General features: G+C 41.0%; 10 protein-coding genes and 1 pseudogene. 1 reads left to right on the top strand and 10 read right to left on the bottom strand.

From position 1 onward, the window contains the following. Positions 1-127: 127 nt before the first annotated feature. On the top strand, positions 128-775 hold the full coding sequence (locus tag AC0KTX_RS15140) for an ATP-binding cassette domain-containing protein (protein WP_094245826.1): 648 nt from the start codon (positions 128-130) through the stop codon (positions 773-775). Positions 776-1673: 898 nt separating this feature from the next. On the opposite strand, the gene AC0KTX_RS15135 is transcribed toward AC0KTX_RS15140, so the two are convergent. The 10 genes and pseudogenes from AC0KTX_RS15135 to AC0KTX_RS15090 all read right to left on the bottom strand — a co-directional run bounded on the left by AC0KTX_RS15135 (position 1674) and on the right by AC0KTX_RS15090 (position 13808). Beyond that, positions 1674-3221 carry an acyl-CoA carboxylase subunit beta gene (locus AC0KTX_RS15135; protein ID WP_474252946.1) on the bottom strand — a complete coding sequence of 516 codons (1548 nt, stop codon included), beginning with the start codon at positions 3219-3221 and terminating at the stop codon, positions 1674-1676. Between the two features lie 14 nt (positions 3222-3235). Beyond that, positions 3236-4015 carry an enoyl-CoA hydratase gene (locus AC0KTX_RS15130; protein WP_474252945.1) on the bottom strand — a complete coding sequence of 260 codons (780 nt, stop codon included), beginning with the start codon at positions 4013-4015 and terminating at the stop codon, positions 3236-3238. A gap of 17 nt (positions 4016-4032) precedes the next feature. Further along, positions 4033-4941 carry a hydroxymethylglutaryl-CoA lyase gene (locus AC0KTX_RS15125; protein WP_474252944.1) on the bottom strand — a complete coding sequence of 303 codons (909 nt, stop codon included), beginning with the start codon at positions 4939-4941 and terminating at the stop codon, positions 4033-4035. 12 nt (positions 4942-4953) lie between these two features. Next, positions 4954-5166 carry an acetyl-CoA carboxylase biotin carboxyl carrier protein subunit gene (locus AC0KTX_RS15120; RefSeq protein WP_094245823.1) on the bottom strand — a complete coding sequence of 71 codons (213 nt, stop codon included), beginning with the start codon at positions 5164-5166 and terminating at the stop codon, positions 4954-4956. 84 nt (positions 5167-5250) lie between these two features. Continuing rightward, a complete protein-coding gene (locus AC0KTX_RS15115; protein ID WP_474252943.1) occupies positions 5251-6606 on the bottom strand; it encodes an acetyl-CoA carboxylase biotin carboxylase subunit in 1356 nt (451 codons plus the stop codon). A gap of 10 nt (positions 6607-6616) precedes the next feature. Beyond that, positions 6617-8260 (bottom strand): annotated as a pseudogene (locus AC0KTX_RS15110) (AMP-binding protein). Positions 8261-8323: 63 nt separating this feature from the next. Further along, positions 8324-9466 (bottom strand): acyl-CoA dehydrogenase, encoded by a 1143-nt coding sequence (locus AC0KTX_RS15105; RefSeq protein ID WP_474252942.1) that lies wholly within the window; start codon positions 9464-9466, stop codon positions 8324-8326. A gap of 96 nt (positions 9467-9562) precedes the next feature. Further along, the gene (locus AC0KTX_RS15100) at positions 9563-10210 is read right to left on the bottom strand and encodes a TetR/AcrR family transcriptional regulator (protein ID WP_066250691.1); all 648 of its coding nucleotides are present in this window, start codon (positions 10208-10210) and stop codon (positions 9563-9565) included. 1233 nt (positions 10211-11443) lie between these two features. Continuing rightward, positions 11444-12907, bottom strand: coding sequence for an Msr family ABC-F type ribosomal protection protein (locus AC0KTX_RS15095; protein WP_474252941.1), 1464 nt, complete (start codon positions 12905-12907; stop codon positions 11444-11446). Next, positions 12888-13808 (bottom strand): putative RNA methyltransferase, encoded by a 921-nt coding sequence (locus tag AC0KTX_RS15090; protein ID WP_474252940.1) that lies wholly within the window; start codon positions 13806-13808, stop codon positions 12888-12890. The genes AC0KTX_RS15095 and AC0KTX_RS15090 overlap by 20 nt, the downstream gene beginning before the upstream one ends. Between the last annotated feature and the right edge of the window lie 612 nt (positions 13809-14420).

The following is a 14420-nucleotide window of genomic DNA, read 5'->3' as shown; positions in this document are numbered from 1 at the left end:
CGTCAATGTAAGATATACACATATTTAAGAAATAATGTTAGAAACTTTGTCGAAAAATATTTTTTTGACACCCCTGAAACGGCTACAACCGTTGATATATCAACATTTATAGAGGGAGTTTTTTCTTATGCTTATCGTTGAAATACAAAAAAGACTATCCCATTTTGAATTAGATGTGAAATTTTCAGTGGCCAATGAGATTGTTGTCCTTTTTGGCCCCTCCGGCTCCGGAAAAACGACTATCTTAAATTGTATTGCTGGGATAAGCAAACCTGCTGCTGGCATCATCCGATTAAACGACACCATTTTATTTGAAAATAAAAAAGTGTTTGTTCCTATACAAAAAAGAAACATCGGCTATGTATTTCAAGATTATGCGCTTTTTCCCCATATGACTGTTTGGAAAAACATTGCTTATGGCATGCAAAATGAAAGCTTTGTCAAAAATTTAATGAAAGAGCTGCGAATTGAACACCTTAGAGATAAATACCCGTCTGAAATTTCAGGCGGCGAAAAACAACGGGTCGCCATTGCACGAGCCATTGCAACCGAGCCGGATGCCTTGCTTTTAGATGAACCTTTTTCTGCCTTAGATAATCAAACACGTGTAAAAGGTCATGAAGAGCTATTACGTATCCATAAGCTTTGGCGCATTCCCATTATATTAGTCACCCATCATCTTGAGGAAGCAAAAAAATTGGGGAATCGAATTTTATATTTACACGAAGGAAAAATTCGTGACAGTGAAATGAACGCGAATCTTATTCAGAGTTAATTGACAGACTTACTTTTTAAGCTGAACATCAGTTATACAAAATTATGAGGAAAAAGGGGGTTTATAGCATTCCCCTTTTTCAGATTTTGTGTTTACTTCCTTAAAAACAGTAAATTAAATTTATTTTTATATTGTTCATTTAGCACATAGTTCTATTTTTACTGGGTACGTCTCTCGCTTGTAACATTGTGCCTCTGCAAAACGGCATAATTCTTGCTCGTGAAAATATGTAAAACGATGCTTTTTATTGATAAAATCTATAATTTTTAATGCAAAAGGATCAATGACGGACAGTTGAACAAAGAATTCTGGGGACAAATTACAGCTCTCGTCTCATTCATTTGTCCGCCGACAGGGATGGCATTGGGTTGAGCTTATGGTGCATTAGAATTAAGCTCAACCGTTTTCGGAAAAGACTGGCTTTCAGGTTGAGAGCTTGGCACAGGGGAAAAATTATTCTGCAGCGCCCTCGACCCATTGGATATCGTCACTCGCGTTAGTTCGCTTTCTAAATTCAGCAGCGCGGACCGGTTACGGCCTCTTTGAGAAGCAACGGATCTCAAGCTGTTTACATGCTTGAAAGCTGGATTGTATCAAAAATCACAACATGCCTGTGACATGGTTGTCCGTGCGGAAGTAGGCGTATCTTCCAGCATCAAAAGCGCCAATGCAAGGAATCAACAATTTAAAGGTATGAAAACGAAATGCCTATGGATATAAGAATTTTACCCGTTTTGCTCAAAAATACTATGAATCCACAAGTATAAAAGAATTGAGGGACATATAGGCTAGCGCTACCTTTTCTTCTAGAAAGGGAGGTACCCCTTTTTCAGAAGAAAAGGCCACCAAGCGAAGCGCGGCAGCCTTAACCCCAATATTTGACAAAGAACCTTTTTTATTACACCGGATATACTCCATGCTTTCTTTCCGAAAAGACGATATATTTAGACATATAGGCATCAAAGCGACGAATCAATTCTTCGCGAAGCTGGTTTGGAGCGATAATTCCATCTATCACCATCTCTGAGGCTAAACGATAAATATCAATATCGCGGCGATACTCCTCCCGTTTTTGTTCAATAAAGGCTGCCTGTTCTTCTTTAGGAAGCTCAGCAATTTTATTGGCATAGACTGCATTAATCGCTGCTTCTGGTCCCATCACGGCAATTTGCGCATTAGGAAACGCTAAGCAGCAATCCGGTTCAAAGGCCGGGCCAGCCATCGCATAAAGACCTGCCCCATACGCTTTTCGCACAATAATAGAAATTTTCGGAACTGTTGCTTCTGACATCGCTGAAATCATTTTCGCTCCATGGCGGATAATTCCTGCCCTTTCCACTTTTGTGCCGATCATAAATCCTGGAATATCGGCTAAAAATAAAAGCGGGATATGGAAGGCATCACATAAAGTAATAAATTTGGCTGCTTTATCAGCCGAATCATGGAATAGGACACCGCCTTTGATGCGCGGCTGGTTAGCAAGGATACCGATTGGCTGTCCATTCAAGCGAGCAAGTCCTGTAATCAATTCAGGTGCAAACAGCTTTTTGATTTCGCAAAAAGAGCCTTCATCAATAAAACTCTCGATCAAGTCATACATATTAAACGGCGCATTTTGATTCAGGGGTAAAATGTCCTCAATCGTTTTTTCAAAGCTCTTCGCTGGTTTTGCTTCGACAATCGGCGGTTTTTCAGCGAAATTGGCTGGAAAATAAGATAAGTACTTGCGTGCAAACTGAATGGCTTCTTCTTCTGTTTTCACAAGTACATCTCCACACCCAGAGACACTGCAATGCATTCGTGCTCCACCCATCTCTTCAAGCGTCACTTTTTCGCCAATCACCATCTCGGCCATTCGCGGCGATCCTAAATACATCGAAGCGTTTCCTTCGACCATAATGACGATATCGCAAAAAGCTGGAATATAAGCACCGCCGGCCGCCGATGGTCCAAATAATAAGCATATTTGCGGGACTTTTCCAGAAAGCTTTACTTGATTGTAAAAAATGCGCCCTGCCCCGCGGCGACCAGGAAACATTTCGACTTGATCCGTAATCCGCGCTCCAGCCGAGTCTACTAAATAAAGCATCGGACACCGAAGCTTTTCTGCGGTTTCTTGGATACGAATGATTTTTTCTACAGTCCGTGATCCCCACGATCCCGCCTTTACAGTTGAATCATTGGCCATTACACATACGGTTTGCCCGTTGATTTTTCCGGTCCCTGTTACCACGCCATCAGCTGGCAGACCGTCAGCAAGACAATTGGCAAATAAAGCATCCTCAAATTGCATTCCCTCATCAAATAATAGCTTTAGACGATCTCGTACGAATAGTTTACCTTTCTCCGCATTTTTTTGATGGTACTTTAATGCGCCGCCTTGTTCAATTTTTTCGACTTGTTCCGCCAATTTCTCGGTCAATGTTTTTGCTTGCTCGTTGATCACTTGCACTTCCTCCTTTACTCTCCTTTATAAACAGGCTTCCGCTTTTCTTTAAAGGCTTGCAGCCCTTCTAAACGATCCTTCGTTGGAATTGTCACCTCATAAGCCATCTGCTCCAGCTTCAAACCTGTATATAAATCGACTTCCAGACCTCGATTAATGGCTATTTTAGCTTGGGCAACAGCAATCGGCGCATTTTGAATTATTTGTCCGGCAAGTTCGTTTGCCTTTTCCATTAACTGCTCATACGGCACAACATATTCTACTATTCCGATGCTGGCTGCTTCCGCTGCCGTTAGCCGTTTAGCCGTAAAAATGAGCTCCTTTGCTTTCCCTTTTCCGATTAAACGCGGGAGACGCTGAGTTCCGCCGGCACCTGGAATAATCCCAAGCGCCGTTTCGGTTAATCCAAGCTGAGCATGATCAGAGGCAATGCGGATATCGCAAGCTAACGCCAATTCGAGGCCTCCGCCAAATGCAACGCCATTAATCGCGCAAATAGTTGGTGCTGGAAGCTGTTCAAATTCATTGATCGTCTCGCGAATCAGTGCAACCGTTTTTCTCACTTCTGTTTCAGTCATACTGGCACGTTCTTTTAAGTCAGCACCAGCACAAAATGCTTTTTTTTCGCTTCCTGTTACGATCACACAACGGATCGAGCGATCAAACCTTAATTGCCCAAGCTTTTGTTTCAGTTCCATTAACAGCGCGGTAGACAAAGCGTTGGCTGCTTGCGGGCGATGCAAAGTCAGCACTGCCACTCCATTCGCCGCCTTATAGAGAATAGAAGATTCCATTTAATCACTCTCCTTTATTAGGACAAACACGGATCAACAGTTTGCAAATAATGGCTATTGAGCGCTCGACCGATTTTATTTTGAATAAATAGCGCTGCCTCCGTTAACCGCCCAGCATCAATGCCTGTAGCAATATCCATGCCATGAAGCATATATAATAAATCATCAGTCGCTACGTTTCCGGAAGCTCCCGGTGCATACGGACAGCCGCCCAATCCACCAAGCGAGCTGTCAAAAGTCGTAATCCCCATTTCTAATGAAAGCAGTACATTGGCTAAGGCTGTTCCCCTTGTATCGTGAAAATGCATGGATAGCTTTTCTTTCGGGAATCTCTTTAGAAGCGAGTTGAGCACAGCTTCCACTTGGCGAGGGGTAGCAACACCGATCGTATCACCTAAAGAAAGCTCATCCACTCCCATTTCAAACAACCGCTCTGATATAGCAGCTACCTGCTCAATGGAAACTTCCCCCTCATAAGGGCAACCAAAAACCGTTGAAAGATAGCCGCGAACGGTTTTCTTAGCACGCTTTGCCTCCTGAACAACGGCTGTTAAGACAGGAAAGGTATCAGAGATTGATTTATTAATATTTTTTTGATTATGCGTCTCGCTTGCAGACATAAATACAGAGATTTCATCAACTTGAGTCGTCAAAGCATTTTCAAGCCCTTTTTGATTCGGAACAAGCGCTGCGTAAGTAACACCAGGAACTCGTTCAATTCCTGCTGCAACATCCAACGCATCGGCTAGCTGCGGAATCCATTTTGGATGAACAAATGATGTTATTTCAATGTACGTCAACCCTGTTTTGGAAAGCTGATTGATCCAAGCAATTTTATCTTCAGTCGCAATGGCTGTCTTTTCATTTTGCAGCCCATCACGAGGCCCTACCTCTTTAATTGTAACGTGTTTAGGCCAGTTGCCCACGCGCCTCACCTCTTATTCAAATTCAAGCAAAATGTCGCCTTCATTGACAAAATCGCCTTCCCTCACATGAATTTCTTTAACGATTCCGTTTGCTTCTGCAGCAATAGGAATTTCCATTTTCATTGATTCTAAAATCACGACATCTTGCCCTTTCTCAATTTTTTCTCCGACAGAAACAATAACTTTCCATACATTCCCTGCCATTATTGCAGCAATCTGATTCATCTTTTTACTCCTCCATTTCCTGAGCTTGCAGATTGAAGGTCTTCCACTCCCTAATCAAGAAAAGTGGAAGACTTGATCAACATCTTATTTTTTGATAGAAACGCTGCTTAAATGCCGATTTACAAAATCGGTTGTTGTATGTCCCGCTTGAAATTCTGGGTGTGCCAACACTTCTTTTAGCATTGGAATGTTTGTTTTAATTCCTTCAATTTGATAGCTGCCAAGCGCTTGCAGCATGCGATTAATCGCTTCCTTTCGGTTTTCGCCTTTTACAATTAATTTAGCAATCATTGGATCATAAAACGGCGTTACGACCATTCCGCTTTGAACAGCTGTTTCATTGCGAATACGCTCTCCCTCCGGTAATTGAAGCGCAGAAATGGTTCCGGGGGATGGAAAAAATGTTTTTGGATCCTCTGCGTAAATCCGTACCTCGATGGCATGCCCTTGACGCTGGATGTGATCTTGGCTATAGCCGAGCTTTTCCCCAGCAGCGATGCGCAGCTGCTCTTCGACAAGATCCAGACCGGTGATCTCCTCAGTTACTGGATGCTCTACCTGAAGACGCGTATTCATTTCAAGAAAGTAGAAGTTTTTCTGTTCATCAACAAGAAATTCAATCGTTCCTGCATTTGTATAACCGATATATTGGGCAGCTTGAATGGCTGTCTCCCCCATTCTTTTTCTTGTTTGCTCATCTAAAAACAGAGAAGGAGCTTCTTCAATCACCTTTTGGTGACGCCGCTGAATCGAACATTCACGTTCCCATAAATACACATAATTCCCGTAGTGGTCAGCAAGAAGCTGAACTTCAATATGGCGCGGATTCTGAATATACTTTTCCAAATACATCGCCCCATCGCCGAAGAAGGAAGTCGCCCGCTTTTGGTTGCCTTCAAACACTTTGTGCAATTCCTCTTCATTATGGACGATTTGCATTCCGATACCGCCACCGCCGCAAGACGCCTTTAACATAATAGGATAACCGATCGTCGCTGCTGTGCTTGCTGCTTCCTCGACATTTTGAAGCGGAAAGGAGATGCCGGGGACGATCGGCACGCCTGCTTCTGACATTGTTTTCCGCGACTCAATCTTACTTCCCATTTTCGCAATAACATCAGCATTCGGTCCGATAAATACAATTCCTTCCTCTTCACAACGGTGCGCAAATGTCGGGTTTTCCGACAAGAGACCATATCCTGGATGAATCGCTTCCGCTTTCGTCGCTTTTGCAACGTCAATGATTTTGTCAATATTCAAATAACTTTCACTGACATGCGGCTTTCCAATTAAATAAGCTTCGTTTGCCCATTTTACATGGAGCGAATCAGCATCTGCTTCTGAGTATATGGCTACTGTCTGAATTCCTAACCGACGGCACGTTCGAATGACTCGAGCTGCAATTTCTCCCCGATTGGCCACTAACACTTTTTTAAACATGCAACTCCTCCTATTCATGTGTTGTCTTTCTACTAAGAATTTGTTTTGCCTGCTCGCGCAATTTAAATTTTTGAATTTTTCCGGATGCTGTCATCGGATACGAATCGGTAAATTCAATATAACGGGGGATTTTATGACGCGATATTTTTCCGCGGCAAAATTCTTGAACTTCTTCAGCCGTCGCAGTTTACCCTGGTTTTAATATAATCCACGCCATTACTTCTTCTCCGTATTTTTCATCAGGTACACCGACCACTTGAACATCTAGAATTTTCGGATGCTGATATAAAAATTCTTCAATTTCCCGTGGATAAATGTTTTCTCCGCCGCGGATGATCATATCCTTTAGTCTTCCAGTAATGCGGCAATATCCATTTTCATCCATTATTGCTAAGTCGCCTGTACGGAGCCATCCTTCCTCATCAATAGCTTCTTTCGTCGCTTCCGGATTGTTATAATATCCTTTCATGACATGATACCCTCGCGTACATAGCTCTCCTTGCACACCGTACGGTACTTCCTTGTTTGTGCCTGGTTCGACTATTTTGACTTCAACGTTTGGAAGAGCACGCCCGACTGTCTCGACGCGCAAATGAATAGGATCATCCGTTCTCGTCTGAGTAATGACAGGCGAAGATTCAGTTTGTCCATAAGCAATCGTAATTTCTTTGGCTCCCATTTTTTCGATAACCGCCTTCATTACTTCAATTGGACAATTTGATCCCGCCATAATTCCTGTCCGCAATGAAGACAGATCGTATTTTTCGAAATCAGGATCGTTCAACTCAGCAATAAACATGGTCGGCACACCATGTAAAGCGGTGCATTTTTCGTCTTGAACCGTTTGAAGCACTTGGGTAGCATTGAATTCTTGTATTGGTACGATCGTAGCGCCGACAGAGACGCATGCTAAGACGCCAAGCACGCAGCCAAAGCAGTGAAAAAATGGCACAGGAATACATAAACGATCATCTTTCGTGAGTTTCATGCATTGAGCAATATTGTAGGCGTTGTTGATAATGTTGTAGTGGCTGAGCATAACTCCTTTTGGAAATCCTGTCGTTCCTGAAGTGTATTGCATGTTGATGACATCATGCGGGTCAAGGGAGTTCATTCGTTGATCGAGTTCATCTTCAGCGGTATCTTGAGCCATCGCCAAAAGATCATTCCATGTATATGTGCCAGGGTAACGCTTATCACCAAGAACGATGACATTTTTTAGACGTGGAAGACGCTTCGCCTTCAGCTGTCCTGGCTGACATTCGTACAGCTCCGGGGCAATCTCATAGATCGTGTCAATGTAAGAGGTATCGCGATATTGTTCGATTAAAAGAAGGGTCGTGGAATCTGATTGCTTCAATAAGTATTCTAATTCAGCTGTACGGTAGTTCGTGTTGACCGTCACAAGTACAGCCCCCATTTTGCCTGTAGCAAACTGGCATGCCAGCCATTCAGGAGTGTTGGTTGCCCAAATTGCAATATGCTCTCCTGACTGAATGCCCAGTTTCATGAAGCTTCGAGCAACAAGACGACAATATTCATCAAACTGCCTGTATGTCATTCTAAGTCCGCGATCTGCATACACAACAGCCTCATGCTCTGGATAAGCATTCGCTTTTTCTTCTAATAGTTTGCCAACCGTAACCTCTAACATCTCCGTCATAACGTGCGCCTCCTTTGTTTGAATAAATTTTCATCCTCTCCATTTTTCTGTCCTTTAACATCCAAGCTGACGGGCAATAACGAGCCGCTGAATTTCTGAGGTGCCTTCACCAATTTCCATGAGCTTAATATCGCGCAAATGGCGCTCGACCCCATATTCTTTCATATACCCGTATCCTCCATGAATTTGAATTGCCTGATTACATATGCGGAAGCCAGCTTCAGAAGCGAACAGTTTAGCGAAAGAGGCTTCTTTTGTAAACGGTTTCCCTTGATCTTTTAGCCAGCCCGCTTTATACACCATGCTGCGGGCTAATTCGATTTCCATCGCCATATCGGCAAGCTTAAATTGAATCGCTTGGAATTTAGAAATGGATTGGCCAAATTGTTTCCGTTCCTTCGCATATTGAAGCGCTTTCTCAAACGCGGCTTGAGCGATGCCAACGGCAAGAGCAGCAATCGAAATGCGACCGCCATCTAGAGTATATAAAAATTGCTTAAATCCCTTTGCCGGATCCCCTAATATGTTCTCTTTCGGCACGCGTACATTTTCAAGAACAAGCTCGCACGTATTCGAGGCACGGACACCCATTTTGTCGTAATTGCATTGAATCGTAAATCCCGGAGCGTCTGTTGGAACAATGAAAGCAGAGATGATGTTTTTATCCTTGTCATCCTTTCCGGTCACTGCGGTGACAATCACTTGTCTTGCATGTCCTGCATTCGTAATCCAGCATTTTTCTCCATTAATCACATATTCATCTCCGTCAAGCACCGCTCTCGTTCGGGTTCCGCCAGCATCTGAACCGGCATTCGGTTCAGTTAACCCAAACGCTCCCAATGCCACTCCTTTTGCCATCGGAACAAGCCACTTTTGCTTTTGCTCTTCTGTACCAAAATAGTAAATAGGGCTTGCACCTAATGAGACAGCAGCAGCATAGCTAAGACCTGTTCCGCCACAGGCGCGGCCAATTTCTTCTACAGCAACAGCATATGAAATCGTATCGCCTCCAGCTCCGCCATATTCTTCTGGAAACGGGATTCCCAATAGCCCTAGCTCCCCCATCTTTTTGAATATTTCGATGGAAAAATAGGCTTCTTCATCCCATTTCGCTGCGTTTGGTGCAATTTCCTTCTCAGCAAACTCCCTTACCATTTCTTTAATCATCTGTTGCTCTTTTGTAAGTTCAAAATTCATGCTCTCTCCCCCATTTCTAATATATTATTATAAAACCGACTAGTCGGTTTGTTTTTCGTGAAAAATTTACGTTAACTAAAAATCATTTTTTAAATTTTAAAATGATTGAAGCGAAGCCTGCTTGCTTTTGATGAAATAAATGATATTTTCCGCCTTTTGCTTAGCCTTTTCTGTAAGGACAGAATGCAAAATAAAATCAATAAAATAGTCGGCAATTTGCTCGATTGTCATCGGCCCTTCCGGCTTATACCATTTATACGTCCAGTTCACCATGCCAATAATCGTCATTCCTGTAATTTCCACTGAAAGCTCTGGGCGAAACTCGCCTGCGTCAATTCCTTCGCGAATGACCCGAAAAATCACATGCTTAAACTCATCACGTTTTTCATTAATTTTTTGTGCATACTCCGGCTTTAAATAATTGCTTTCTTGATAAAACACCGTTATATGCGGCTTATATAAATGAAATACTTTTACAAATGATTGAATAATAGCACATAAACGCTCTGTTGGGGTTTTGTAGTTTTCATAGGCCGCCTGTGCCTTGTTGAGCACATAGGTGATAAACACGTCGTGAATGTGATAAAGAAGTTCATCTTTTGATTTAAAATTATGATAAAAGCCGCCTTTTGATGCGTTGATTTCTGTGACAATCCGATCGACAGTAACCCCATGATAGCCGTATTGTTCAAAAAGATGCAGAGCCGTATCGATAATTCTTTCTTTTAAAGTTTTATTTGCCATAGAAAATCTCCTTCATCAGCTTATATTAACACAATTTTCAGAAAAGTTAAATATTTTATAGCTGTTATCTATAAAATACGTAATAAATGCCCCAAATGTCAATCCTCGTTTAATAAGATTGAGTCAAAATTTTGTGGGTATTTTCTTTTTTGTACAGAAGGATTTTTTATTCAAAAGCGTTTACTGAACTCCTTAGTTTGCTTGTGCAGTACCGTTTAGGATTTTTTAAATCTAACCATCGCTATCAAGGCATGATACATCGGGCTGCCAGATGAGTGTTGTAGATAAGGAACTGATCATGAAGACACAGATATTGCTTTGATTTGTTTGTTTTTCTCTCTTATAAAACAATCGTTTGATATCTTCGCACAAGAGTTAATAGTTGTTTTTTTCTTCTTTCCTGACTTAAAAAAATTCCGGAATAGTATGTATTAATCTAAGTTTGCATGTTTCATAAATTCTCATTCCAAATTCATCCATTGGTATAGATACAATGTTCGTGCCGCAGGATCGGCATACATTTGAGTGCAGTTGGATAAATAGGTACTTCTTGAAATCTCCCTGAAGGCAATCGTTCCCCCTCAGACACAATGTTTTTAGGTTAGTTTTTGTCTAATTCTATGTTGTAAAACGGCCTCCTTAAACCGTCTAAAAGAATAGGTTATCCTTTGCTTTGTTTCTCTAACAGTTCAATGATTCTATCCAGCTTCTTATCAATTTGTGCTGAACTTTTCTCATGACTAATGATTTGACTACAAGAACACTGCACGTGCAAAAGCAATAAGAAAAGCAAACATGACCAATGGAAAAATGAATGATTCCCAATCACCCATCCTCTTTTTTCTAACTGTATCACAAAGAAACAAAGGGCTGGAATCTTTGGTTGTATCCCGACTCACCATACAGTTAACATAACATTTTTATTAAAAACTTTAACAATCAGTAAATAGCAAATTTATTTTGATTGTTTGATCTAGAGTGAAAAGCATCCATTATGCTTCTGTTTGATGCCCTTTAAAGAATTCTCTGTTTTTAATCCTTTTTCTTCTCCTTAAACTTCCATTTTTCCTTTACCTTCTTGTTTAATTATTTTCATTATTTTATTTCAATGTTCATTTAGCACATAGTTCTATTTTTGAAAAATAAGCGTTCACACTATACAATTTCTTATTAAAAAATCACCCGCCTAAAAAGGATTCTTATAAAAAAAGAAGCAGGAACGTCTTCCCTGCTTCAGTTTCTTAGCTTCAATTGTTGGTTTTCCATGACATATATATGATCTGCGACACGATCAATAAACATGCGATCATGCGATACGAGGATAACAGTTCCTTCATATCCTTTTAAAAAACGCTCTAACGCTTCAATACAAAAAACATCCAAAAAATTGGTCGGTTCATCTAAAATCAGTATATTGTATCTTCCTAAAAATAGTTGACACAAAACTAGACGGATAGCTTCACCACCGCTTAAATTGCGGACGTTCTTTTCTAAATCATTTCCTGTAAAATTCATTGCGTGCAGAACTGCACGAATCTTACTTTCATGATAGTCGCTTCGTTCTTTCATAAATGAAACTACTGTTTCGTTCTTTTCAAATTGATAGCCCATTTGTTTATATGATCCGATGACAGCTTTCGGAGAAAGAATAATTCCTTCCCCTTGCTGGATGATATGACGAAGGAGTGTTGTTTTCCCTGAACCATTTTTTCCTGTGATAGCGATCGTGCTCCCTAATGGGAATTGGAAACTGGCTTCTTTAAGCAGAATTTTATTTCCTGCCTTAAGCGTCAATCGATCCGCCATAATGGGAAACTTATTGTGCAGCTTGAGAGCAGCTGACTGAGGAAAATAAAGGGTTTGTTCCTTTTTTGGCGCCTCTACTGCTTCGAGTTGCTCCGCACGCTGCTCAATCGCTTTTGCTGCACGTTGAATCGCCTTTTGGCTTGTATCCTTTGATTTCGTCATAAACATTTTATTTGCCTTTGCTTTTGTTTCCTTTTTTGACATACGTTTATTTGGCTGAGTAATTTTTTCAGCCTTTTTCATTTTCTCCTCAGCTGCTTTTAAAAGACGCGTTTTTTCTTTCACGTATTTTTCGTACTCTTTAAGCTGTCTATTCCGAGCGAGCTTTTTTTGTTCTGCGTAGTCTGAATAATTCCCCGTATATTCCGTTACACGCCCGTCTTCTACCTCCCAAATTTTTGTAACGAGTTCATCCAGCACATGGCGATCATGGCTTACAAGAACAAGCGCGCCATAGTAATAACTTAGCTCATCAATGAAAAACTGCACACCGTCCTCATCTAAGTGTGTTGTCGGCTCGTCTATTAATAAACCTTCATGATAGGTGGAGAAAATTTCCGCTAATTTCAAACGAGTTTGTTCTCCGCCGCTTAAATTTTTCACTTCTGTTTGCGGGATTGACAACCTTCCTAGCAATTTATAATCGATTTCACGTTTAATCGGTCTTGACAGCTGATCAAAATAAGCAAAATCGGCAAAGCGATGTACTTGACCTTTATCAGGCGTAATTTGGCCTGCCAAAAGCTTCAACAACGTACTCTTTCCGGCCCCGTTTTTTCCGACAATCCCGATACGATCAAATTGGTGTACGGCCAGTCGAGGAATATTTAATAAAAGTTGGCCGGAAAATGAAACTTCAATATTATTTAACTCAATCAATACTTTTTCCATGATTCGCAGCCCCCATTCTTGTTGCAGATATTTTCTTTACGCCTACTAAAAATTCCAAATCCACCATGATCTCAGCCGAATCCCGATTTATAAACGCATCAATACGCTCTTTATCCGCAGACCATGCTAGCGGGGTCATTTGCACCAAGTGTTTAAGATCAGCTTTATTAAGGTTCTTTGTGTAACATAAATGCTGTACATCCAGCAGATGGAGATGTTTTTTGAAAAGCGACACTGTTTGATCGTTTTTATAGACCTTTTTTTCGTTATGATCAAATAGTTCATTTCTCAGCTCTTTCAAATAATGAGGACGAGGAATAACTTTAATGACAAGTCCATCTTCGACTAATATCCTCTTGAATTCTTTGTAATTGGCAGGAGATAAGATATTTAGAATTACATGAAACGATTGATCCGCAAGCGGTGATGTTGCCAAGTCACCTACTAACCAAATTTGGTTTTCGTATCTCTTCGCAGCCATGGCAATGCCTTCCTTTGAAATATCAAGACCAATCCCAGTCATTGCCGAAACCTTACATTCGTCCAAAATCCTTTGTAAATGGGAGCCCTCTCCGCACCCTACATCTGCAACCATTAAAGGTTTAAAAGAAACGTCCATATACTCCTTTATCGACCTTGCAATCGCTTCATGCACGAATGTGTATAAGTCGCTTTCCATAATGATTTTGCGTCTTGCTTCAAACAATTCCTTCTTGTAATGACTAGTAGAGGAACGAGTCATCAAGTTTACATATCCTTGTTTAGTGAAATCAAAAGTATGATTTTTAGAGCATATTAGGCTTTTCAAATCAACAACCCTCATCGAACTTTTACAGAGTGGACATCTGAATGCCGCTACAAATTCACTAACAAGTTCTGCACTTTTGATTTTTTTGGTCATGTGATCTCTCCCTTTCAAAATAAAAAAACACAGGCGATCTGCCTGTGATTCAGAGTAAAGGGAAGAAGACCCATCCTTATTTAAATTACGGGGCTATTTGAAGCCGTCACCAAATAAAGTGAAACTTCCATCAGTGGGCGACATGTGCTAGTGCCGATGAAGAAATGATGACGCTGCGTTTTTAATCGGCCTTCATCCCCACTGGTGGTTAGCTAAACCAATCGGGCTTTTACGGGCAGTTATTCCCCACTTAGACTTATTATTTCAGCTTTAGTCTTGAAGCGGGGACTTATTGCCCGTTAAAGCGGGATAAACCTTCCTTTTGCTAAATAAAGGAAGGATAATTATACATATATAAAAAAGACAGACGAGACCCGTCTGTCTTCATATTACATATTTTCTATATGAAATGAAGATTATTAAAAAAGGACAGACTGCTCCCATTACTCTGCATTCACAAGCAGAGCCTTTGAACGTATTTAATTACTTAGTTCAAAGCTGGGAAACGCAATCTGACAGAATACACTTTTTAATAATCCTCCCTCTATAAATGTTGATATATCAACGGTTGTAGCCGTTTCAGGGGTGTCAAAAAAATTTTTTTCGACACGT

It is taken from the genome of Aeribacillus sp. JST-2 (genome assembly GCF_056032925.1).
This window is presented reverse-complemented; position numbering and strand designations above follow the sequence as displayed.

Excerpts from the sequence above, each read along its gene's own strand:
- AC0KTX_RS15140 (WP_094245826.1), top strand. The coding sequence starts at position 128 with ATGCTTATCGTTGAAATACAAAAAAGACTATCCCATTTTGAATTAGAT.
- AC0KTX_RS15130 (WP_474252945.1), bottom strand. The coding sequence starts at position 4,015 with ATGGAATCTTCTATTCTCTATAAGGCGGCGAATGGAGTGGCAGTGCTG.
- AC0KTX_RS15120 (WP_094245823.1), bottom strand. The coding sequence starts at position 5,166 with ATGAATCAGATTGCTGCAATAATGGCAGGGAATGTATGGAAAGTTATT.
- AC0KTX_RS15115 (WP_474252943.1), bottom strand. The coding sequence starts at position 6,606 with ATGTTTAAAAAAGTGTTAGTGGCCAATCGGGGAGAAATTGCAGCTCGA.
- AC0KTX_RS15105 (WP_474252942.1), bottom strand. The coding sequence starts at position 9,466 with ATGAATTTTGAACTTACAAAAGAGCAACAGATGATTAAAGAAATGGTA.
- AC0KTX_RS15100 (WP_066250691.1), bottom strand. The coding sequence starts at position 10,210 with ATGGCAAATAAAACTTTAAAAGAAAGAATTATCGATACGGCTCTGCAT.
- AC0KTX_RS15095 (WP_474252941.1), bottom strand. The coding sequence starts at position 12,907 with ATGGAAAAAGTATTGATTGAGTTAAATAATATTGAAGTTTCATTTTCC.
- AC0KTX_RS15090 (WP_474252940.1), bottom strand. The coding sequence starts at position 13,808 with ATGACCAAAAAAATCAAAAGTGCAGAACTTGTTAGTGAATTTGTAGCG.